Origin of the sequence: Marinobacter similis (assembly GCF_000830985.1) — a bacterium.
GTDB lineage: Bacteria > Pseudomonadota > Gammaproteobacteria > Pseudomonadales > Oleiphilaceae > Marinobacter > Marinobacter similis.
Genome location: NZ_CP007151.1, coordinates 1,404,021 through 1,427,262 on the forward strand (window position 1 = coordinate 1,404,021; position 23,242 = coordinate 1,427,262).

The following is a 23,242-nucleotide window of genomic DNA, read 5'->3' on the forward strand; positions in this document are numbered from 1 at the left end:
GCGTTCAATTGTTTGCAGTCACAAACAATCACTTACGCCAGGTGGCGACCACCGTCCAACGGCAGGTTGCGCCCGGTGATGTAGGGATTGTCGAGCAGGAACTGCAGGGTCTGCACCGCCACTTCCACCCCGGGCTCAATGCCCATCAGGGATTTTTTCAGGGTCTTTTCCCGGTAGGCCTCGCTGTCACCCGGATTGAACATGATCAGCGATGGCGCCAGGCTGTTCACCTTTACCTTGGGCGCCAGCAGCCGGGCAAACGACAGGGTCAGGTTGGCCAGGGCTGCTTTGCTGGCGGCATAGCCGATGTGCTTGGCACTGCCCTTTTCGACCACGTAATCGGTCATGTGGATAATGTCGGTGGGTTGCTCACTGTTTTCCAGCAGCGCCCGGCACGCCAGGTTGATGCGGTAGGGCGTCATGGCATGAATCTGCATCATCGCCTGCATCACCTCGCCCGGGTCGGTGTCGTTGCTCTCCGGCAGCCAGTCTGAGGCATTGTGGATGATTGCTCGCAGGCTGGCGGTTTTCGTCATCAGGGTATCGATAAAGGCATCGATGCCCTCGTTCGTGGCAAAATCCGCGTGTACGCAGTCGGCCCCGGCTTTTTGCAGGGCATCCACCGCCGGCCGGTAGGTGCGGTAAGTGGCGATTACCGGCTGGCCCTGCTCGAGACAGGCTTTGGCAAACGCCAGGCCAATGCGTTGGCCGGCGCCGGTGATCAGAATGGGAGCCGTCATGGCATTCTCCTGTCGATGAGCCAATGAATACGCCAGAATCCCGGCCTCGGGTCATCAGCTCGCCACAACCCCGACTGCCGTCAACCGAATCAGCCACCAGGAGGCATTACCCGGACCATGGCCAGCCCCATACCCAGCTACCGGAAGCCGGGCACCGCGGATCTTGAGAACCCGCTGTATTACCTGGAAAACATGGAGACCGTGGTGGCCTGGGTGCGGGATCACCACGCCGATCTGTTGACCGACGCCGAGCAGCGCCGGCTGACCGGATTCCTGAACCTGCCGATGCCGGCGCGGGCCCTGCTGACCCGGCTGGTGATGCGCACCGGCGAATATTTTCGCACCGATAAACTCAACTACCCGGAGCTGGCGGTGGCCGAAGCTGTGGCCCTGGAGTCGTTGATTGCCCACGACTGGCTGGATGCCGAGCCGTTACTGGAGCTTGACCAGCTGTTCCGTCTGTACACGTTACCGGAGTTACGGTTGGTGTTTGCCGGCGAGCTCGAGGCCCTGGGTTTGCCAAAATCCCTGGCCAAGGCCCGGATGCTGGAGAGCCTGGGCCATCACTTTCCCGACCCGCGACCCATTTCAGACTGGCTGGGACAATCGGCGGCACCGGTGGTGCGCCTGAAGCAGATGGCATTATTTGATCGCATCCGGCTGATGTTCTTCGGCAACCTGCGCCAGAGCTGGTCCGATTTTGTGCTGGTGGAGCTGGGGCACCAGCGCTACGAGCCAGTCCCGTTCACACCGGATTCCCGCGCCTTTGCCCAGCGGGCGGAAGTGGACTGTTACCTGGTCATGCATCAGTGCCGGCAGTGGCTCGACGAGGGCGTGCCTTCCGCTGAGGTCTGGCCCGAGGTGCCTGGTGAATTGAGCAATCCCTGGCTGACCAGCCGGCGGAACCGACTGTTGCTGGAGCTGGGCCGGCAGGCCGAACGCCAGGGTGAGCGCGAACTGGCGGTGACGGCGTTTGCGGCCAGCGGCCACCGGGAGGCCCGGTTGAAGCAGCTGCGGCTGCTGGAGCGATTGAAACGCTTTGACGAAGCCTGGGCCATTGCCATCGCCTGGCAGCAACAGGCCCTCAGTGATGCCGAGGCCCAGGGCCTGGCGCGAATCCTGAAGCGGTTGGCTACCAAGCTGGCCCAGCCCTCCCCCCTGAGCTCGATTGCACCCGAGCTTCAGGAGTGGTCGGTGGAATTGCCCAGGCCAACGACCGGTTCGGTGGAGTTCTCGGTGCTGCAACATTTATGGCAGGACCAGGCACCGGTGTTCTATGTCGAGAACACCCTGATCACCGGTCTGTTCGGCCTGCTGTGCTGGACCACCATCTTTGAGCCCCTGCCCGGCGCCTTCTTCCACCCGTTTCACGTCGGCCCCGCGGACCTGACCCGGGATGATTTTGTCGAGCGTCGGCAGGCGTCGTTCGATTGCTGTTTTGCCGCCCTGTCAGATGGCAGCTACCAGCGCCGCATTCTCGACACATACGACGCCAAGTACGGCACCGCCAATCCGTTCGTGATCTGGCCGGTGCTCACGCCGGATCTGCTGGATCTGGCCCTGGCCTGTATTCCGGCTGGGGATCTGGAGCAGCTGTTCCGGCGCCTGTTGTTGAATATCCGTGAGCACCGCAGCGGCTTTCCGGACCTGATTCAGTTCCACCCGGAGGCGCCGGCGTCTGCCCCGCGCTACCAGATGATCGAGGTGAAAGGCCCGGGTGACCGGTTGCAGGACCACCAGATTCGCTGGCTGGGCTTCTTTGCCGATCAGGCATTCCCGCCAGTGTCTGTTACGTGCGCTGGCAGCCCGAGGGAGCCTCGACGTGAAAGTTGCGGTCAGGACCTGTGTGAATTCGCCGCCCGGGAGGGCGACCTGGATTTCCGCTACACCCCGGCGCCCAGTTCCGAGGAGGGCATTGTCGGCCATCAGGCGATCCAGTCCCGGCGTGGTTATGGCTACAAAAGTGAGTATTTACTGAGCGGAGAATGCCTGGGTTTAAAGCTTTCGGGTCGGGCCGACGGCTACCATCCACACCAGGGCCGGCTGGAGGAAATCAAGACTCACCGGGGCGACCTGTCCCGGGTCCGGGAGCACCAACGGGCCCTGCACCGGGCTCAATTGCGGGCCTACGGGGCGCTGCTGTGCCGGCAGGAAAAGCTTAAAAAACTGGAGTTGGTACTGGTGTATTACGACACCGGCCGGGACAAGGAAACCCCGATTGCTGAAACCGCCAGCGCCGAGCAGCTGTGGCAGGAACTGGAAGGCCTGTGTACCAAATACCGGGCCTGGGCCGAGTGGGAGGCGGATCACCGTGAGCGTCGGGATGCTCGCCTGCGGGCCCTGCAGTTTCCGTTTGCCGATTTTCGGCCCCGGCAGCGTCAGCTGGCGGAGACCGTGTACCGCAACACCCTGAACGCCGGCACCCTGCTGCTGGAGGCGCCCACGGGCCTGGGCAAGACCCTGGGTACGCTGTTTCCGTCTCTGATGGCCATGCCCGCCGCCAACCAGGATCGGCTATTCTACCTGACCTGTCGCAACACCAACCGGCAACTGGCGGTGGATGCCATCGAACGTCTGCGGGCGGCCCAGCCCGAACCCGACGACTGGCCGCTACGGACGCTGGAGTTGGTGGCCAAAGACGACGCCTGCGAGCATCCGGATAAGGCCTGCCATGGTGAGTCTTGCCCATTGGCGAAGGGTTTTTTTGACCGCTTGCCGGATGCCCGCGCCGAGGCAGTGCAGGCCGGCGCCACCCTGACCCGGGACCGGCTTGCCGGGATTGCCGCCGGACACCAGCTGTGTCCGTATTTCCTGGCCCAAGAGATGGCGCGCTGGAGTGATGTGGTGGTGGCCGACGTAAATCGCATGTTCGATCAGTCTGCCCTGCTCCACGGGCTGATCCGACAGAACCAGTGGAATGCGTCGGTGCTGGTGGACGAAGCCCACAATCTGGTGGATCGCGGCCGGGGTATGTATTCGGTGCGTCTGGATCAGCAGCGTCTGCTACGGCTGCGCAAAACCGCGCCGAAAGTGCTGAAGTCGCATTTGGATCGCACCGCCCGGGCCTGGCAGGGGCTAATCCGCGACCATGGCGACGCCGGTGACGCCGCCGTCTTTCTTCCGCAGTTGCCGTCGGCACTGACCGGCAGCCTGCTCGGGCTGGTGTCGGCGCTGACCGATTTCCTGGCCGACAATCCGCCCGATCTGGCGTTGCAGGAGCTGCTGTTCGAATCGGTGGCATTCATGAAGCTGGCGGATTCCTTCGGTGATCATTCCCTGTGCGAGTTCCGGCGCGAGGGCCGGGGCCGGGCGCGGCTGACGATTCAGAATCTGGTGCCGGCGGACTTCCTGCGTGAGCGGTTTGCGGCCGCTAACTCGGTGCTGCTGTTCTCCGCAACTCTCAGTCCGGGCATCTATCACCGGGATCTGCTGGGCCTGCCCGAGGACAGCCGCTTTACCTCGTTGCCCAGTCCCTTCACTGCGGAGCAGTTACAGGTTCATTTCACGCCCCGGATCAGTACCCGTCAGGCCCATCGCCAGGCCTCGGCCCAGCCTATTGCCGAGCTGATTGCCCGCCAGTACCAGACGCGTCCGGGCCACTATCTCGCGTTTTTCAGCAGTTTCAAGTACCTGAACGAGGTGGCGGATGTGCTGGCCCGGCAGGCCCCAGAGGTACCCCAGCGCTCGCAACAGCCGGCCATGAGCCCGCAGCAACGGCGGGACTTTCTTGAGGGGTTCCAGCATGAATCCGGGAGCGTGGCGTTTGCGGTGCTCGGTGGTGTCTTCAGCGAAGGCATTGATTTGCCCGGCGACCAGCTGATCGGCGCGTTTGTCGCTACCCTGGGCCTGCCGCCCTTCGACGCCTGGCATGAATTGCTCAAGGACCGCCTGCAACAGCGGTTCGGCGCCGGCTACGATTACACCTATCTGATCCCGGGCTTGCAGAAAGTGGCCCAGGCCGCCGGTCGGGTGATCCGCACGCCCGAGGACGAGGGCGTTATCTGGCTAATTGATGACCGCTTTCTCAAGCCACCGGTGCGGGCCCTGCTCCCGGGCTGGTGGTTTGAGACGCCGGTTGAGCCCGGGCCGGACGATGCTTCAGGGTCCGGTTGATGGTGACCGGCTGAACCGGTGCATGTGGCTCGGCGATGGCAGCCAGGGCCTGATCGAGGGCGGCAGCGGCTATGGCTTCATGATTCTGGGGCAGCGAGTGCACCGGCACCGGCAGGAAATCCAGCAGCCGGTCGTCGCCAAAGGTCGCCAGTTTCAGCGCCGGGGTCAGGCCGCCGGGCTGTTCCAAAAGCACATCCAGTGCTCCTTGCAGCAGGGTGTAGGAGGCGGTGACCAGCGCTTCCGGTAGCGCCCGGCAACTGAGCAGGTCCCGCATCAGGGCGGCGCCGGTCTGCCGGTCGTAGCGGGCGCCGCTACGTACCTCGGTGGCCCAGCCCAATTGCCTGGCCGCGGCTTCAAAGCCGGCCCGGCGTTCCCGGGTCATGGCCAGGTCCGGTACGGCGTCAAACCAGGCCACGGTGCCGGTGCCTTCAGTCAGCACCGAGCGGGTCAGACTGTCGGCGGCGCCTGGTTATCACTGACCACGCAGCGAATCAGTTCCGGCGACTGCGCCCGGTCCACCGCGATAACGGGCAGGCCATCGGCCTGTAAGTCGGGGTAGAAAGGGTTGTGTTCCGACAGTGCGCTGGCCACGATCAGGCATCACAACGCCGTGCTTTCAGGGCCTGAGCCAGGGCTTTTTCGGTTTCGGGGTTATCGTCGGAGCCGGCGATCAGCAACTGGTAGCCGCGGGCACGGGCGCCCTGTTCCAGCAGCTTGGCCAAGCGGGCGTAACTGGTGTTCTCCAGGTCCGGCAGGATAAAGCCCAGGGTTTTGCTGGCACCGCCGCGCAGCGCCGCAGCCTGGGTGTCGACCTGAAACCGGTGCTTGCGGGCGATCGCCAGAACCTTGTCGATGGTGTCGGGCTTGATGCGCCGGGCCACGCCCTGACCATTCATGACATAGCTGGCGGTGGTTCTGGACACACCGGCAAGTCGGGCGAGTTCGGCGAGTGTCATGGCGGTTCCCTGTTACGCGATTGCTTGATTTCTGATCATATCTGATACATCATCGATTCTATGTCTGCTGACACGATTCAGCAACCCCAAACACACGCTCACCACAACAACAAAGCGAGGCAACTTCGATGCTGACGCTGACCGCCAACGATGTTCGACTCGGCGCTACCGCCGTCGACTGGCAGGACGCCCTGACCCAGGCCGGCCGGGACCTGGAAGCCGCTGGTCGCACCTCCTCCGATTACCTGAACGGCATGATGGCCCGGGAACAGCAATCGTCCACGGTACTGGGCAACGGCATTGCCATTCCCCACGGCACCCCGGACAGCCGCACCGCGGTGCAAAATACCGGCATCCGCCTGCTGCAGTTTCCCGATGGCGTGACCTGGCACGACGGTGCCCGGGTGCATGTGCTGGTGGCTATCGCCGCCCAGTCGGACGAGCACCTGGATATTCTCCGCCACCTGACCCGGGTACTGGATACCCCGGGTCTGGCCGACAAGCTGGCCCGCACCGGCGATGCGGCAGAGCTGGTAGCCTTGCTGAGCAAACCGCCGGTGCTGGCGAAATGCGACAGGGATAGCCTGTGCCTGGGGCTTGAAGCCACCACTGCCACCGAACTGGCGCTGATTGCCGCCGCCCGCCTGCAGAGTCTGCACTGTGTCGACACCGACTTTCTCACCGAGATCATCGGGCAGCCTCCGGTGGCATTGGGCCAGGGCCTGTGGCTGGTGCACCACAGCCGGGGCGCTCGTCGTCCGGCGTTGTCACTGGCGACGCCGAAGCGCCCGGGGCCCGAGCTTCAGGGCGTGTTTTGCCTGGCCGGTCCGGGCGATGAGTGTCATGAGCTGCTGGCCCGCTTGGACCAATTCCTGGCCCCTGGCGAGCCGATCGAAGGGCTGGGAGCCGAGGCTCTGCTGGCCCGGCTTTCTGGTGAAGCGGCCGATGCCGTCACTGCCAGTGTCACCTTGCTGAACAGCCACGGTCTGCACGCCCGCCCGGCCAAGCAGCTGGTGCAGGAAGCGCGCCGACATAACGCCAGTATCCGGGTGCGACTGCGGGAGGGCGATGGCGGTGCCGTCTCCGCCACCAGTCTGACCCGGATCATTGGCTTGGGTGCACGCCGGGGCCAGACCCTGATCCTGTCCGCTACCGGCGAAGATGCCCAAGCAGCGGTGACCGCTTTGACCAAGGCCATTACTGACGGACTGGGTGAAGCGGTATCGCCGTTGCGTGCCGAATCATCACTGGCGGCACAGCCCCAGAGTGAACCAGAGCCTTTGCCGGACGACCAGCCCCTGAAAGCGGTAGCGGCATCGCCGGGTCTGGCGCTGGCGCCGATTTTTGTTCTGCGTCAGCCAACGCTGGCCTACCCGGACACCGCGGCCGACAGCGAAACCGAGATCATGCGCCTGAACCGCGCTTTTGATGCCGCCGACAGCCAGCTGCGCACCCTGATTCGCCAGGCCGAGGGCGGCGAAGCAGCGCCAATTCTGTCGGTGCATGTGGAAATGCTACAGGATGAAGATCTGTATCAGGCCGCCCTGGAAGCGATCAACGAAGGCGCGTCTGCCGAGGCCGGCTGGTGGCAGGCCATCGATACCGCCGCCAAGGGTCAGGAGGCGCTGGCGGATAGGCTGCTGGCCGAGCGTGCCGCGGATCTGCGCGACGTCGGTCGGCGTGTGCTGGCCAACCTCTGCGGCGTGGAAATGCCAAAGCCGCCGGAGCACCCGTATGTCCTGGTGGCCGATGACCTGGGGCCGTCTGATGTCGCCCGGCTGGATACCACTCGAGTGCGGGCGTTGGTTACCGCTCGCGGTGGCGCTACCTCCCACAGCGCCATTCTGGCCCGGGCGCTGGGACTGCCTGCGGTGGTGGGTGCCGGTGAAGCGGTGCTAAAGCTGGTTGATGGTGCCGAGCTGGTGGTAGACGGCGAGCGCGGCTCGCTGGTGCCAAACCCGGGCGATGAGCGTCGGGCCCAGGTTGCCCGTCGGCTTGAGCAGTTGGCCGCCCTGCAGGCTGAAGCACACGATAACCGGCACCAGCCGGCCATCACCCGCGACGGTCACCGGGTGGAAGTCTGCGCCAATCTGGCAATACCGCGCACGCACCCGATGCGGTGGCGCGCGGTGCCGAGGGTATTGGCCTGCTGCGTACCGAATTCGTGTTCATGGCCCATCCGGAAGCGCCGGACCTGGCGACCCAGATAGCTGAATATCGTCACGCCTTCGACGCGCTCAATGGTCTGCCGCTGGTTGCCCGGACCTTGGATGTGGGTGGTGATAAGCCGCTGGATTACTGGCCGCTGCCTCAGGAAGACAATCCCTTCCTGGGTATGCGTGGTATCCGGTTGTCACTGACCCGGCCCGAGATCCTGGAAACCCAGGTCCGCGCCCTGCTGACTGCCGCCGGTGACCGGCCCCTGCGGATTATGTTTCCGATGGTCAAGGATCTGGAAGAATTCCGCGCTGCCAAGCAGATTGTGCAGCGGGTGCAGACTGAGGTTACCAGCGCCGACGTGCAGATTGGCGTGATGATTGAAGTGCCTTCCTGTGCTCTGCTGGCGCCTACCCTGGCTCCGGAAGTGGACTTTTTCTCAGTCGGTACCAACGATCTGACCCAGTACACCCTGGCCATCGACCGTGGCCATGGCCAGCTCTCGGCCGATTCTGATGCATTGCACCCCGCCGTCCTGCGCTTGATTCAGATGACCGTGCAAGCCGCCCACGCCCACGGCCGCTGGGTAGGGGTCTGTGGCGAGTTGGCCTCCGATCCCCAGGCGATTCCGGTGCTTGTTGGCCTGGAGGTGGACGAACTTTCTGTCACCAGCCGGCGAGTACCCCTGGTCAAGGCCTGTATCCGTGATTTCACTCTGGATGCGGCCCGGGAACGGGCCAAGCTGGCCTTGTCCAAGGCCTCGGCGGTTGAGGTACGTGATGCCCTGGAGTCGTTCTGATGGCGCGCATCCTGACCATTACCCTGAACCCGGCACTGGATCTCAATGCCGAGCTGGATGCCCTTGAGCCCGGCCAGGTCAATCGCACCACAGCTACCCGGCTGGAGCCGGCGGGCAAGGGCATCAATGTGGCCCGGGTGCTTGCTGGCCTTGGCCATCAGGTGACCGTGTCCGGTCTGCTGGGCGAGGCCAATGCGGCACCGTTCGAGCGGCTGTTTGCCGATGAAGGCCTGACCGACTGTTTCGTGCGGGTGCCCGGGCGCAACCGGGTTAACATCAAGCTGGCGGAACGGGACGGCCGGATCACCGACATCAACAGCGCTGGTTTCGAGGCGGCGAGCGACGCCCTGAGTCGTCTGGTGGATCAACTCACACCATTGGTCGCCGAGCATGACGCCGTCGTGATCGGTGGCAGTTTGCCGGCGAGTCTGCCCGCAGCGGCGGTCGCCGATCTGGTGGCCATGGTCCGGGCTGTGGATAAACCGGTGTGGCTGGATACCAGCGGTGACGCCCTCACCTCCGGTTTGCAGGCGACTCCATTCGGCATCAAGCCGAATATCGAGGAACTGTCGGCCTGGGCCGGGCGTCCGCTGGTGTCCCGTCAACAGGTGGCTGACGTAGCCACCGCGTTGCAGGCCCAGGGCCTGGCTCATGTCGTGGTGTCCCTGGCGCCGGCGGTGTGCTCTGGTTTGGCCCCGATGGCAGCTACCAGTCCGAGCCACCGCCGGTGTCCGCGCGCAGTACCGTCTGCGCCGGCGATACCCTGCTGGCTGGCCTGCTGCACGGCTTGTTCAACACAGACCACTATGAACCGGAGGTGGCCAAGTTACGGTTTGCCACCGCCCTGTCCGCCGAATGCGTGCGCCATGCCGGGGTCGGCAATCCGGCCGCGTCGGATTTTCATTCACTTGTCGAACAAACCCGGGTTAACCCCTGGCCTGGGGATAACAACAATGGGGAGGTGCCGTTATGAACCTGATTATTGTGAGTTCCTGTCCCCAGGGTATTGCCACCAGTTTCCTCGCTGCCCGGGCGCTTGAACGGGTTGCCCTGGAGCGGGGTTGGAAGGTGACCACGGATATGCGTGGCCGGGACGGCCATCAGCCGACAGCCATTGGCGAGGCCGAGATTGCCGCTGCCGACCTGGTGATCGCGGCCCTCGGTACCCCGGTTGCGCTTGATGCGTACACCGGCAAGGCGGTGTACCAACTGCCAGTGACCGAAGCACTGGCGGCGCCAGCGGCGGTTCTGGAGACCGCCGTGCAGCAGGCCCGGCCCTGGGCGCCCAGCGAGACGCAAGAGGTTGCCGAGGCGCCAGTAGTGGCGGCCGACACGGCAGCTCGACAGATCGTCGCTGTGACCGCCTGCCCGACCGGTGTCGCCCATACCTTCATGGCGGCAGAAGCCTTGACGGCGGCGGCCGAGGCGGCCGGGCACCGAATCCGGGTTGAAACCCAGGGCTCGGTGGGCGCTCAGGATCCACTGACCGAGGCCGAGATTGCGCCGCGGATGTGGTTATCCTGGCCTGCGATATTGAAGTGAATCCCGAGCGCTTCTCTGGCAAGCGGGTCTGGCGGACCTCCACCGGCGCGGCGCTGAAAACACCGGCCGATACAGTACAGGCTGCCCTGGCCGAGGCTCAGGTACTGGATGCCGGCAAGCAACAGGCCAGCTCACCAGCCGGTGGCGAGTCCCGTGGCCCCTACAAGCACCTGCTCACCGGGGTGTCGTTCATGCTGCCGATGGTGGTGGCCGGTGGCTTGCTGATCGCACTGTCGTTTGTGTTCGGAATTGAGGCGTTTCAGGAGCCGGGCACCCTGCCGGCAGCGCTGATGCAGATTGGCGGCGGCACGGCTTTCAAGCTGATGATCCCGCTACTGGCTGGTTACATTGCCTGGTCCATTGCCGACCGTCCGGGCCTGGCCCCGGGCATGATCGGCGGTTATCTGGCCGGTGAACTGGGTGCCGGGTTTCTTGGCGGTATCGTCGCCGGCTTCCTGGCCGGCTATGTGGCCCGCTTTATTAGCCGGAAACTGCCCTTGCCCGAGAGTATCGAATCACTGAAACCGATCCTGATCATTCCCCTGCTCGCCAGCCTGGTGACCGGGCTTGGCATGATTTACGTGCTGGGCGAACCCATGGCGGCGATCATGGATGCACTGACCGGCTTCCTGGAAAGCATGGGTACTACCAACGCCATTCTGCTGGGCGGTGTCCTGGGTGCGATGATGTGTTTCGACCTGGGCGGCCCGGTGAACAAGGCGGCCTACACCTTTGGTGTGGGTTTGCTGTCGGAAGGCAGTGGCGGTTCCGCGCCGATGGCAGCGATCATGGCCGCCGGGATGGTGCCCGCCATTGGCATGGGCGTGGCGTCGTTTGTGGCCCGTCGAAAGTTCGCTGAAGCCGAGCGCCAGGCCGGCCGCGCGTCCTTTGTGCTGGGGCTGTGTTTCATCTCAGAAGGCGCGATTCCGTTCATGGCCAAGGACCCGCTCCGGGTCATTCCGGTTTGCATGCTGGGCGGGGCTATCACCGGTGCCCTGTCGATGCTGTTCACCGTGAAACTGATGGCGCCCCACGGTGGCCTGTTCGTATTGGCGATCCCCAATGCGGTCAGTGTGGTCCTGCCTTACCTGATAGCCATCACCATCGGATCACTGGTGATTGGTCTGGGCTATGCGCTGCTCAAGGATGGCAAGGCGGAAGTGGCAGCCAGCGCCGCCTGACCGCAGACGCCATCACAAAAAAGGCCCTCAAGTGAGGGCCTTTTTTATTAACCGAAGTGGAAAAACGCCAGCTTGTTGCCGTCCGGGTCTTTCACGTAGGCACCGTAGAACTGGTTCGGTATTCTTTGGCCGGGTTCGCCATCGCAGGTGGCGCCTAGCTCCAGGGCCTTGCGGTAATGGGCATCGACGGCTTCTTTCGAGCCAGGCTGCAGCGCAACCATGTTGCCATTGCCTGGGTGGTTGGGTTCCTTGTTGAACGGCTCACACACCGCCAGCATGGGTGTGCTCATGTTCTTGCCGATAAAGGCCAGGCGCCCGATGTCCATCAAGACCTTAGCGTCCATGTCTGCCAGCAGTTTGGTGTAGAACTCCTTGGCCTTGTTGATGTCGCTGACACCAATGGTGACGTAACCGATCATAGTCTGTGCTCCAAACAAAGGGGTTGGGCGCTGAACCTGGCCACCATGCTAATCGGGCCTCGTGCCAGCGCGTAAGAGACGTGGCTGTGGCGTTTACCGGCTGTTGATCAGGACACGATTTCGGCCGGCGTGTTTGGCAGCATACAGGGACTGGTCGCAGGCCGATAGCAAATGACTGACTGAGCTAGTGTGTTCCGACCAGCAGGCGACACCGGCGCTGAGGGTGACACTGAAGGCGTCGCCGCTGTCACTGGTGAAGACTTTCTCCGCCAGATCGCTCCGCAAGGATTCCATTAAGTGGCGGGCATCGTCCAGATTGGTTCGTGGCATCAGCACAATGAACTCTTCACCCCCGGTGCGGGCGACAATGTCGGCGCGCCGTGTCCGCTGACGGAGCAGTTCGGCGATGCCCTGCAAGACCCGGTCGCCGGCGGGATGGCCCCAACGATCGTTAACTGATTTGAAGTAGTCGATATCCAGTGAGGCCACTGAGAAGGTAGCGCCATAGCGTTCTGTCTCGGCGGCGCACTCATCCAGCTTCATCAGCAGGTATCGGAGGTTGTACAGGCCCGTGAGTTCGTCGGTGATCGACAGGCGTTCAAGCTTCTGTTCCAGCCGTTTCTGGTCATCAATGTTGGTAATGATGCCGTGCCAGGTAACGCTGCCGTCAGGACCACGTTCCGGTTGAGAGGTTCCTCGTACCCATTGGTAGCCGCATTCCCGGACAATGCGATAGTCGCAACTCCATTGGTTCAGAGTGTCGGCCGACGTGAGGATGGATTGGTGTACCCGGGGCAGGTCGTCCGGGTGGATGGAATCGAACAGCAGTTGGGGATTGGCCATGGCCGCGTCAGCGGATACGCCATAAAACTCCTCAGCTTTTCGGCTCAAGAACGGGAACTGGTACTGACCTTGGGAATCCAGGACAAAGGTGTAGATTACTCCTGGTAGGGATTCTGCCAACTGCTGCAACTGATGCTGTCTGCGCTTTTCTTCCGTGACGTCCAGGTGTGTGCCCATCAGCCAGCGTGCTTCCGTTTCTTGCGGGGAAGCAAAAACGGTACCCCGGGTGTGGATATAACGCCAATCGCCGTCCTTGTGCTGCATGCGCAGGACGCATTCGTACTGCGCGCTGTTGCCATTCAGGTAGCTATCCAGTGCCTGGAAGGCGGCCTCTACGTCGTCTGGGTGGCAGAGCTGTGACCAGGTCTGAAAAGAGATTGGAGCAAGCTCTTCGAGGCTGTAGCCCAGCATGCTTGCCCAACGATCGTTGAAAATGATTTCTTCGGTGTCGAGATTGAATTCCCAGGTGCCAGCCCCGGTGCCTTCAAGGATGGCCTTGAGTCTGGTTTCTGCAGATAGATACATGTGCTCCCTCACCTGACCTACTGGTATTCACCCAATTGCCTACGAGCAGGCAGATCTGAAAAAGCCGGCACTCTCCGTTACGTAGTTTTCTACGTTCCGTGCCTTTCTTCGTTGAGTGTTCTGGACGTTATAGCATTATTTTACGGGGCATTACACGCACGAATTCTATGATTTTCATGGGCAATATTAGTGCGCTGAAAGCACAGCGGCCGGGCGCAAAATGAACAATGGTCAAACGGGGTAAAACAACTGCAGAAAGGAGAACAACGGGATCAAAAATACAAGAAAAGCGGGAAAGTGGTCGGCGTGGCAGGATTCGAACCTGCGACCCCTTCGTCCCGAACGAAGTGCGCTACCAAGCTGCGCCACACGCCGATCAACGGCCGGTATTATACGGATTCACTTTGGTTTTACCAGCCCTCGGCGGACAAAAGCGCATCCGTAAAGTTGCTGAGATTATCGTAGACGACTACCTCGGTTCCGGGGATCGGTCGGGCGTCCAGATGGCGCTCGGTATCCTGGCCATTGCCGGTGCGTACCAGCACCGGCTGGCAGTGCCCGGCGACGCCCGCTTCCAGATCCTTGCGGCTGTCCCCCACCATGATGGCCCCGTCCAGAGAGTCCAGGCGGTAATGACTCTGGATCTGCTCCAGCAGGCCGGTTAATGGTTTGCGACAGTGACAATGATCGTCGGGATGGTGGGGACAGTAGGCGATGATATCGATGCAGCCACCGGCAGCCTCCACCAGGCACTCCAGTTTTTCGTGCATGGCCTCCAGTTCCTCAAGGCCGTAAAAACCCCGGGCGATGCCGGACTGGTTGGTGGCAATGGCGATACGGTGGCCGGCGTTGCAGAGCCGGGCCACCGCCTCGATGCTGCCGGGAATGGGGTGCCAGTCGTCAGCGCAGCAGATGTAGTTGCCATCGTACTCGTTGATGACCCCGTCCCGGTCGAGGATGATCAGCATCTTGTTTTTTCGCCCCTGGTTCTTCGTCCGTTACCCGGCCGTGGGCAGCAGGGAAATGTCTGCCACTCGCAGGAACAGGTTACGCAGGCGGTTCAGCAGCGCCAGACGATTGTTACGGGTGGCATCGTCTTCAGCCATCACCATAACCTCATCGAAAAAGCTGTCCACCGGCTCCCGCAGGCTGGCCAAGGAGCGCAGGGCACTGGTGTAGTCGCCCTGCTCGAACAGCGGCACGACCTTACCGGCCTGTTGCTCGACCTGCTCGGCCAGTTGCTGCTCGGCGGAATCCTGCAGCAGGCTGGTGTCGACGGTTTCACTAATGTGGTCGCCACCCTGTTTGGTCAGGATGTTGGACACCCGCTTGTTGGCGCTGGCCAGGGCCTGGGCCTCGGGCAGCTGACGGAAGGCTTCTACCGCCTTGACCCGACGGTCGAAGTCCAGCGGCCGGGTCGGACGACGGGCGTGCACAGCCAGATACACCTCGGCACCGATGCCGAGTTCGTCGTAATGGGCCCGGAAGCGCTCCAGCATGTAGTCCACCACGGTGGAGGCGGTGTCCTGCTCGGTCAGCACTGTGAAGTTCTCAGCGGCCCACTCGCAGCAGGTCTGGAGATCCAGCGGCAGTTCCCGTTCGATGATGATGCGCAGCACGCCCAGGGAAGCACGGCGCAGAGCGAACGGGTCGCGGGTGCCGGACGGCGGCTGGTTGATGCCAAACAGGCCCACCAGCGAGTCCAGGCGATCGGCGATGGCTACGGCACAGCCGGTGGCAGTGGTGGGCAGGTCATCGCCGGCAAAGCGCGGCATGTACTGCTCGTTCAGGGCCTTGGCGACATCGTCGGCCTCGCCATCGTTGGTGGCGTAGTACTGGCCCATGATGCCCTGCAGATCAGTGAACTCCAGCACCATCTCTGTGACCAGATCGGTCTTGGCCAGCATGGCCGCGCGTTCGGCCAGGGCCGGATCGCTGTCGATGGCTTCGGCAATCTTGCTGGCCAGTGCCGCGACCCGAACCGACTTGTCGTAGATGCTGCCCAGTTTTTCCTGGAACACGATCGGTTTGAGCCGATCGATACGATCTTCCAGGCGGCTCTTGCGGTCGGTCTCGTAGAAGAAAGCGGCGTCCGACAGGCGCGGGCGAATGACCTTCTCGTTGCCCGAAATCACCTGGGCCGGGTCCTTGCTATCGATGTTGGCCACGGTAATGAACAGCGGCAACATGGCGCCATCGGCACCGACCACGTGGAAGTACTTCTGGTGCTCTTTCATGGAGGAAATCAGGGCTTCTGCCGGAACCTCCAGGAAGCGGTCTTCAAAGCGCCCCATCAAGGGCACCGGCCACTCGTTCAGGGCGGTGACTTCATCCAGCAGCTCCTCGTCGATCACCGCCTTGCCGCCGGCCTCGGATTCGGCCAGTTCGGCCACACCGGCACGGATCTTGGCGCGGCGCTCGGCGAAATCAGCGAGCACGTAGCCTTCCTGCTTGAGCACCACCTCATAGTCACTGGGGGTAGGCACAATCAGTTTCTTCGGGCAGTGGAAACGGTGGCCCCGGGTCTTGTTGCCGGGCTTCAGGCCCATGATCGGAGTGTCGATCACCTTGTTGCCGAACAGCATGATTACCCAGTGCACCGGACGGACAAACTCGGTCCGGTGCGCACCCCAGCGCATGCGCTTGGGAATCGGCAGCGCCGCCAGTGACTGGTCGACCAGTTCCGGCAGCAGTTCAACGGTGGGCTTACCCTGCTCCACGGTACGGTAGACCACCCAGGCACCCTTGTCGGTTTCCAGGGTATCCAGCTGGTCCGGGGTGACACCGAGAGAGGTGGCAAAGCCGGTCAGCGCCCGGGTCGGGTTGCCAGCATCGTCAAAGGCGGCCTTGACCGCAGGGCCGCGCTTTTCAACCGGCTTGTCCGGCTGGGCATCGGCCAGGTCACGGATACGAACCGCCAGGCGGCGGGGCGCGGCGAAGGCCTCGACCTTGCCGAACTCAATGCCGGCGTCTTCCAGACCCTTGGCGATGCCCTGGGTGAAGGCATCGGACAGTGGTTTAAGTGCTTTCGGGGGCAGCTCTTCGGTGCCCAGTTCGACCAGAAAATCCTGTGTTGCCATGATTACGCGTTCCCCTGTTCCTGCTGAGCCTTCTTCGCTTTTTTGCCTTTCTTGCCTTTGGCCTTGTCATCGGCGGCGTTGGCCGCGGCCAGTACTTCCTCGCGCAGGGCCTCGGGGGCCAGCGGGAAACGAAGCTTACGGCGACTGTCGAAGTAGGCCTGTGCGACAGAACGTGCCAGGGTGCGAACTCGCAGGATGAAACGCTGGCGCTCGGTCACCGAGATGGCGTGCCGGGCGTCCAGCAGGTTGAAAGTGTGGGAAGCCTTGAGCACCTGCTCGTAGGCTGGCAGCGCCAGGCCGGCTTCGATCAGCCGGGCACTTTCGCGCTCGTGCACGTCGAAGCTATGAAACAGGAACTCGGTATCGGCGTGCTCGAAGTTGTAGGTCGACATTTCCACTTCCTGCTGGTGGAACACGTCGCCATAGGTAACAACGCCATCCGGACCTTCGGTCCAGACCAGGTCGTAGACGCTGTCCACGCCCTGCAGGTACATGGCGATACGCTCAAGGCCGTAGGTCAGCTCGCCGGTGACCGGGAAGCATTCGATACCGCCAACCTGCTGGAAGTAGGTGAACTGAGTCACCTCCATGCCATTCAGCCAGATTTCCCAGCCCAGACCCCAGGCACCCAGGTAGGCGATTCCCAGTTGTCTTCCACGAACCGGATATCGTGGACCAGCGGATCCAGGCCCAGGGCCTTCAGGGAGTCCAGATACAGTTCCTGAATGTTGTCCGGCGATGGCTTCAGGACCACCTGGAACTGGTAGTAGTGCTGCAGTCGGTTCGGGTTCTCACCGTAGCGGCCATCGGTCGGCCGACGGCTCGGCTGGACATACGCGGCGTTCCAGGTTTCCGGCCCGATGGCCCGCAGGAACGTCGCCGGGTGGAAGGTACCGGCACCCACTTCCATATCCAGTGGCTGGAGGACCACACAGCCGTGCTGCGCCCAGAAATTCTGCAGAGCCAGAATCAAGCCCTGAAAGGTCTTGATGTCCGGAGTAGTTTGCTTGGTTGCCTTGTCTGTCACGACGTTTGCCTACTGATCAATCTGAATGTGGCGCCCCGAATTAGCCCGGGGCACTCTGAAAAAAGGCGCATTATACGCCTGCCAAAGCGGTATTTCTAAGTGCAGTTCACTGCCTTGATTTTGAACTAGAAGAAAGTCAGTCCCACCTGGAACAGTTTCTCCACTTCACGGATCCGGGTTTTGTCCACCAGGAACAGGATCACGTGGTCATCGGGCTGAACCCGGAGGTGATCGTGGGCGATCAGGACCTCATTACGGCGCACAATGGCACCGATGGTGGTGCCCTCGGGCAGGTTGATCTCATCCAGCCGCTTGCCGACCACCTTGGAGGAGCGGTGATCGCCATGGGCAATGGCCTCGATGGCTTCTGCCGCGCCCCGGCGCAGGGAGTGAACATTCACTACGTCGCCGCGGCGAACGTGGGTCAGCAGGCTGCCGATGGTGGTTTGCTGGGGCGAGATTGCAACATCGATGTCACCGCCCTGGATCAGGTCGACATAATCCGGGTTGTTGATCAGGGTCAGAACCTTGCGCGCGCCCAGTCGCTTGGCCAGCAGTGAGGCCATAATGTTGGCCTCGTCATCGTTGGTGACCGCGCAGAACACGTCGGTATTCTCGATGTTCTCTTCCAGCAGGATGTCCTTGTTGGCGGCATTGCCTTCCAGCACCACGGTCTTGCGCAGGTTTTCCGACAGCATCACGCAGCGCTCGTGGTTACGCTCCAGCAGTTTGACCTGGTAACGATTCTCCAGAGTGTGCGCCAGACGCTGGCCGATGTTGCCACCGCCACAGATAAAAATGCGCTTGTAGTTCTTGACCAGGGGCTGGAGTTCGCTCATCACCGACCGGATGTGGTCGGAGGCGGCGATGAAGAAGACCTCGTCGCCGTCCTCGATCACCGTGTCGCCCTGGGGCATGATCGCCCGGTCTTTCCGGAAGATCGCCGCTACCCGGGTATCGATGCGCGGCATATGAGTACGCAGGTACGACAATTCATGGCCGACCAGCGGACCGCCCTCCATGGCCCGGATGGCCACCAGCCGGGTCAGGCCCTTGGAAAACTCAAGTACCTGCAGGGCGCCCGGGTTCTCGATCAGCCGGGTAATGTGCTTGGTAACCAGGTGCTCCGGGCTGATCAGGACATCAATGGGAAACCCGCGCAGGCTGTCCAGGTCTTTGGTGCGATCCTTCTGGTAGAAAAGGTCCGACTTGGCCAGATAGGCACTGGCGCGCACCCGGCAGATGGTGGTCGGGGTCTTGTAAAGCAGCTTGGCGACCTGGCACGCCACCATGTTGGTCTCGTCACTGCTGGTGACCGCAATCACCATGTCGGCGTCTTCCGCACCGGCCCGCCGCAGCGAGGTCGGGTACGAGGCTTCACCCTGCACCGTCCGGATGTCCAGGCGATCCTGTAGCTCGCGGAGCCGGGCACCATCGCTGTCGATGATGGTGATGTCGTTGGCTTCGTTAGCCAGGTTTTCCGCCAGTGTGCCACCCACCTGGCCGGCACCGAGGATCAGGATCTTCATGCTTCAGGTTTCTCCAGTACGGCGTAGAAAAAGCCGTCATGGCTGTTTGGATCGGGGAGCAACTGACGCCCCGGGCCCATGTCCCGTCCCCACAAAACCTCGGGTTCCATGAGGAGGGCCGCTTCCTGCTGCTTGCGGAAGCGCTGGATTATACGGTGGTTCTCCTGGGGGAACACCGAGCAGGTTGCGTACACCAGGCGACCACCGGGTTTGAGAATAGACCACATAGCCTCAAGCAGCCCAAGCTGGATGCTGGCCAGGGGCACGATGTCCGACTCCCGGCGCAGCAGCTTGATGTCCGGGTGGCGCCGGATAACGCCACTGGCACTGCAGGGTACGTCCAGCAGGATCCGGTCGAATGGCTCGCCATCCCACCATTGATCGATATCGGCGGCGTCGGCCTGTTTCAGGGTGGCGGCCAGATCCAGGCGGTCGAGATTCTCCTGCACCCGCGGTAGCCGGGCCTCGGATTCATCAATGGCCACCACCTCGGCCAGCTCGCTGCAGGCCTCGAGGATGGCGCAGGTCTTGCCACCGGGCGCGGCGCAGGCGTCAAGTACCCGCTGCCCAGGAGCCAGATCCAGTACTGTGGTGCACAGCTGGGCGGCCTCATCCTGGACACTGACCGCGCCATCGGCGAACCACGGCAGGCGGTCAACCGGCACCGGCTGCTGCAGCTGAATACCGTTGGGCGCAAACCGGGTGGCCACGGCGTCGATGCCGGCTTCGGTCAGCAACGCGAGGTACTCGTCCCGGCTGAACCGGAGCGCATTAACCCGCAGGGTCATCGGGGCCTGGGCATTGTTGGCGTCGGCGATGGCCTGCCAGTCCTCGGGCCAGTTGTGACGAAGCTTCTCCACCATCCAGGCCGGATGACTGACGCGGCTGGCGTCGGTGCTCGGTTCCGGTGCCCCGGTGCGTTCGGCGGCGCGCAGCACGCCGTTGACCAGGCCGGTCAGGTGCGGTTTGTCCAGGGCCCGGCAGGCCTCTACGGTTTCATTCAGCACGGCGTAGCTGGCCTGCTGGCTGAATCGCAACTGGAACAGGGCGACCAACATCAGGTGGTGAACAACGCGGTCGGAGGCACGCAGTGGTTTTTTCAGGCGGCCCTGCAGTTCGTCGTCGAGTCGGTGAAACCAGCGGCAACTGCCGTAGCACAGGGCCTGCAGCGCCGGCCGCTCACTCATCGGCAGACGCGCCAGGGCTGGCGGCAGGCACTGGGACAGGGACTGACCGTTTTCCACCGCCAGCAGCACACTGGCGGCAATGGCCCGCAGGGGCTGGGGCTGATCGCTCATGTCAGTGCAGCTCCTGGCCGGGCAGCAGCAGCTGTTTGCCGCCATTAATCAGGTCGTTCACGCTCTGAGCGCGGGAGCCTGGCAGCTGCACCCGTGAAATCCGCAGGGTGCCGTTACCACAGGCAACGTCGATGCCTTCACGCTCCCGGCGCAGCACCGTACCCGCCGGCTGCTGGCTGTCCTCGTCCAGCACGGTGGCGGCGTGGATGCGGATGCGCTGGCTATCCAGATCGGTGTAAGTGCCGGGCCAGGGATTGAAGGCGCGGACCAGGCGTTCAATGTCGGCGGCATTCCGGGTCCAGTCGATGTGGCCTTCGTCTTTCACCAGTTTATGGGCGTAGCAGGCAAAGTCGTCATTCTGGCTTCACCGGCCAATTCGCCCTTCTCCAGCAATCGCAGGGCTTCGACAATGGCTCCCCACCTTGGTCCGCCAGGCGGTCGTGCAGGCTGCCGCCGGTATCGCTGGCGTCAATGGCGGTCATCGTTTTCAGCAGCATAGCGCCGGTGTCCAGGCCTGCGTCCATCTGCATGATGGTAATGCCCGTTTCCCGATCGCCCGCGGCCAGGGCGCGATGGATCGGCGCGGCACCGCGCCAGCGCGGCAGCAGGGAGGCATGAATGTTAAGGCAGCCGTGGGTGGGAATGTCGAGCACTGCTTCAGGCAGGATCAGGCCATAGGCGGCCACAATCATCACGTCCGGCTTGAGGTCGGCCAGCTCTTGTTGAGCTGCCTCGGACTTCAGGTTCTCCGGCTGGAACACCGGGATGCTGGCGTCCAGGGCCACCTGTTTGACCGGGCTGGGCATTAACTTGCGGCCACGACCGGCGGGTCGGTCCGGCTGGGAATAAACGCCGACAACGGTGTGATGGGTACCCAGCAGGGCTTTCAGGGCGGTGGCAGCAAAATCGGGGGTGCCGGCAAAAACAAGTCGCACGGTGCTGAAGTCTCTGTCTCGTTGAATACGAAAAGACCGGGTCGTAACCCGGTCCGAGGTCTGTAGTCCTGCAAGAACGGCGAACCGCTTGCCAGTCAGGCGCTCTGTTTATGCAGTTTTTCCAGCTTCTTGCGAATCCGGTTGCGCTTCAGGGAGCTGAGATAATCGACGAACAGCTTGCCGTTCAAGTGGTCCATCTCATGCTGGATACAGACCGCCAGCAAACCCCGGGCTTCGAGTTCGTAGGGCTTGCCGTCCCGATCGATGGCTCGGATCATGACGTGTTCGATACGGCTGACGTCTTCGTAGAAGCCGGGTACCGACAGGCAGCCTTCCTGCATGTCCTCAAGATCGCCATCAAGAACTTCAACTGACGGGTTGATGAACACCCGGGGCTCGCTCTTGTCTTCGGACAGATCCATCACGATGATCTGCTTGTGCACGTTGACCTGAGTTGCCGCCAAGCCTATGCCGGGCGCATCGTACATGGTCTCGAACATGTCGTCGATCAGCGTACGGATGTCGTCTGTCACCTCGTCCACCGGCTTGGCAATGGTGCGCAGGCGGGGATCCGGGTATTCGAGAATATCTAGTATCATGTCGCTCGTGTTTAAACCTGTCTGACTGTGTTCAGTGTTGGCGCTGCTGTCCCGTTTACCTCGTCTACATAGTCATCGGGTGTGTAACTTTCTGAAAGCAAGTGCAACTGATCGCTAAAATGCGACAGCGTACTGCGCAAAAAATCACCCGTTATCTAATATAATCGGGATGCAACCGCAGGATTCAACGGTTACCGGCCGCGCTAACGCGATACTACTATTATCCAATAATTCGTCGATTGAGTACAAACTGATCAGTTAATAGCTAAAATCTTTCAATGTCCGGGTAGAATTTACTGGAAGAACAAAAGATAACATCACAAATTCCGGGACTTCTTCTATAGTATCAGGAATAACAACGTAATAAGCTGCAAGCAACAGGCTGCATCCCAACAGAATGCAAAGACTCAAGGCACGCGATCAAGGACTTACACAATGAGGAAACTGCTGTACGCTCTGGCAGCATTTACGCTGCTGTTCACCTCCTGGGCCCACGCTGCACCGGAGCTGAGGTCCGATCATCCCGAGCGCTACACTGTCGTGAAGGGTGATACGCTGTGGGATATTTCAGGCCGATTTCTGAACAACCCCTGGTACTGGCCCGAGATCTGGCACGTGAATCCTCAGGTCAAGAACCCGCACCTGATTTACCCGGGTGATCGCCTGGCTCTGGTGTACATCGACGGCAAACCGCGGGTGACCAAGGTCGCTCCAGTGATGTCGTCAAGCTGTCACCGCAGATTCGCTCCGAAGCCATTGATACGCCGATCCCGGCCATTCCGCTCGACGCCATCAGCAGCTTCCTGACCGACACCCGCATTGTGACCCCGGCCGAACTGAACGGCGCACCCTACGTGCTGGAAGGTGAAGACGGCCGCATTATTACCGGTGCCGGTGATCGCGTTTACGCCCGCGGCGACAAGCCCGCCGACAAGGTCGGGATTTTCCGTCGCACCAAGGAATTTGTTGATCCGGAGTCCGGGGAATTCCTGGGCCTGGAAGCACGCAGCATCGGTGCGGGTAACGTTACCGCCGAAAACGGCGACGTGCTAACCTTGCGCCTGACCAAGTCCAATCAGGAAATCCGCATTGGCGACCGCCTGCTGACCAGCGTGAACCGGCCCATTGCTACCAGCTTCGTGCCCAGCGCGCCTGAGCAGGACGTGGAGGGCCAGATGATTGCCGTGGATGGCGGTGTCAGCCAGATCGGCCAGTTCGACGTGGTCACCATTAACCGTGGTGAGCGTGATGGTCTGGAGCCGGGCAACGTCATGTCGGTTCTGAAGAGTGGCAACATGGTTCGGGACCCGGTTACCGGGGAAACCATTGAACTGCCGTCCGAGCGCGCCGGTCTGATGATGATCTTCCAGGCTTACGAGAAGATGAGCTATGGCCTGGTGTTGCAGGCCACCCGCCCGCTGTCTGTGGGTGACAAGGTGACCAACCCCTGAACCATTGGGGTTAAAGAATACGGCCGGGCCAGGATGGCCCGGCTTTTT

8 protein-coding genes, 1 tRNA gene and 9 pseudogenes are annotated in these 23,242 nt (G+C 62.2%); 6 read left to right on the top strand and 12 right to left on the bottom strand.

From position 1 onward, the window contains the following. Nucleotides 1–32 precede the first annotated feature (32 nt). The gene (gene folM / locus AU14_RS06505; protein WP_041339770.1) at nucleotides 33–740 is read right to left on the bottom strand and encodes a dihydromonapterin reductase; all 708 of its coding nucleotides are present in this window, start codon (nucleotides 738–740) and stop codon (nucleotides 33–35) included. A gap of 192 nt (nucleotides 741–932) precedes the next feature. Here folM and AU14_RS23730 point away from each other — a divergent pair. Together AU14_RS23730 and AU14_RS23735 are read left to right on the top strand one after the other, a co-directional pair. After that, nucleotides 933–2,456 (top strand): annotated as a pseudogene (locus AU14_RS23730) (VRR-NUC domain-containing protein); the annotation flags it as partial. 106 nt (nucleotides 2,457–2,562) lie between these two features. After that, a pseudogene (locus AU14_RS23735) lies at nucleotides 2,563–4,853 on the top strand (helicase C-terminal domain-containing protein). On the opposite strand, the pseudogene cra reads toward AU14_RS23735, so the two are convergent. Further along, a pseudogene (gene cra / locus AU14_RS06515) lies at nucleotides 4,765–5,809 on the bottom strand (catabolite repressor/activator). The pseudogenes AU14_RS23735 and cra overlap by 89 nt on opposite strands. A gap of 128 nt (nucleotides 5,810–5,937) precedes the next feature. On the opposite strand from cra, the pseudogene ptsP reads away from it, so the two are divergent. From ptsP to AU14_RS06530, 3 pseudogenes are all read left to right on the top strand, one after another. Beyond that, a pseudogene (gene ptsP, locus AU14_RS06520) lies at nucleotides 5,938–8,765 on the top strand (phosphoenolpyruvate--protein phosphotransferase). After that, nucleotides 8,765–9,738, top strand: a pseudogene (gene pfkB / locus AU14_RS06525) (1-phosphofructokinase). The pseudogenes ptsP and pfkB overlap by 1 nt, the downstream one beginning before the upstream one ends. Continuing rightward, nucleotides 9,735–11,488, top strand: a pseudogene (locus AU14_RS06530) (PTS fructose-like transporter subunit IIB). The pseudogenes pfkB and AU14_RS06530 overlap by 4 nt, the downstream one beginning before the upstream one ends. Nucleotides 11,489–11,535: 47 nt before the next feature. Here AU14_RS06530 and AU14_RS06535 read toward each other — a convergent pair. The 10 genes and pseudogenes from AU14_RS06535 to def form a co-directional block, all read right to left on the bottom strand. Beyond that, nucleotides 11,536–11,907 carry a VOC family protein gene (locus tag AU14_RS06535; RefSeq protein ID WP_041339771.1) on the bottom strand — a complete coding sequence of 124 codons (372 nt, stop codon included), beginning with the start codon at nucleotides 11,905–11,907 and terminating at the stop codon, nucleotides 11,536–11,538. Between the two features lie 93 nt (nucleotides 11,908–12,000). Beyond that, nucleotides 12,001–13,275, bottom strand: a complete 1,275-nt coding sequence (locus AU14_RS06540; RefSeq protein WP_041339772.1) for a GGDEF domain-containing protein — start codon at nucleotides 13,273–13,275, stop codon at nucleotides 12,001–12,003. 298 nt (nucleotides 13,276–13,573) lie between these two features. Then, a tRNA-Pro gene (locus AU14_RS06545) sits at nucleotides 13,574–13,650 on the bottom strand. Nucleotides 13,651–13,685: 35 nt separating this feature from the next. Continuing rightward, nucleotides 13,686–14,243: a D-glycero-beta-D-manno-heptose 1,7-bisphosphate 7-phosphatase gene (gmhB, locus tag AU14_RS06550; protein ID WP_041339773.1), complete on the bottom strand. Its 558-nt coding sequence runs from the start codon at nucleotides 14,241–14,243 to the stop codon at nucleotides 13,686–13,688. 30 nt (nucleotides 14,244–14,273) lie between these two features. After that, nucleotides 14,274–16,355 carry a glycine--tRNA ligase subunit beta gene (glyS, locus tag AU14_RS06555; protein ID WP_041339775.1) on the bottom strand — a complete coding sequence of 694 codons (2,082 nt, stop codon included), beginning with the start codon at nucleotides 16,353–16,355 and terminating at the stop codon, nucleotides 14,274–14,276. A gap of 2 nt (nucleotides 16,356–16,357) precedes the next feature. Beyond that, nucleotides 16,358–17,382, bottom strand: a pseudogene (gene glyQ, locus AU14_RS06560) (glycine--tRNA ligase subunit alpha). Between the two features lie 125 nt (nucleotides 17,383–17,507). Then, the gene (gene trkA / locus AU14_RS06565) at nucleotides 17,508–18,911 is read right to left on the bottom strand and encodes a Trk system potassium transporter TrkA (protein ID WP_041339777.1); all 1,404 of its coding nucleotides are present in this window, start codon (nucleotides 18,909–18,911) and stop codon (nucleotides 17,508–17,510) included. Further along, nucleotides 18,908–20,209, bottom strand: a complete 1,302-nt coding sequence (gene rsmB / locus AU14_RS06570; protein ID WP_041339779.1) for a 16S rRNA (cytosine(967)-C(5))-methyltransferase RsmB — start codon at nucleotides 20,207–20,209, stop codon at nucleotides 18,908–18,910. The genes trkA and rsmB overlap by 4 nt, the downstream gene beginning before the upstream one ends. 1 nt (nucleotide 20,210) lies before the next feature. Continuing rightward, nucleotides 20,211–21,144, bottom strand: a pseudogene (gene fmt / locus AU14_RS06575) (methionyl-tRNA formyltransferase). Nucleotides 21,145–21,239: 95 nt separating this feature from the next. Continuing rightward, nucleotides 21,240–21,743: a peptide deformylase gene (gene def / locus AU14_RS06580; protein WP_041339780.1), complete on the bottom strand. Its 504-nt coding sequence runs from the start codon at nucleotides 21,741–21,743 to the stop codon at nucleotides 21,240–21,242. A 435-nt stretch (nucleotides 21,744–22,178) separates the two neighbouring features. Here def and AU14_RS06585 point away from each other — a divergent pair. After that, nucleotides 22,179–23,194, top strand: a pseudogene (locus tag AU14_RS06585) (LysM peptidoglycan-binding domain-containing protein). Nucleotides 23,195–23,242: the final 48 nt, after the last annotated feature.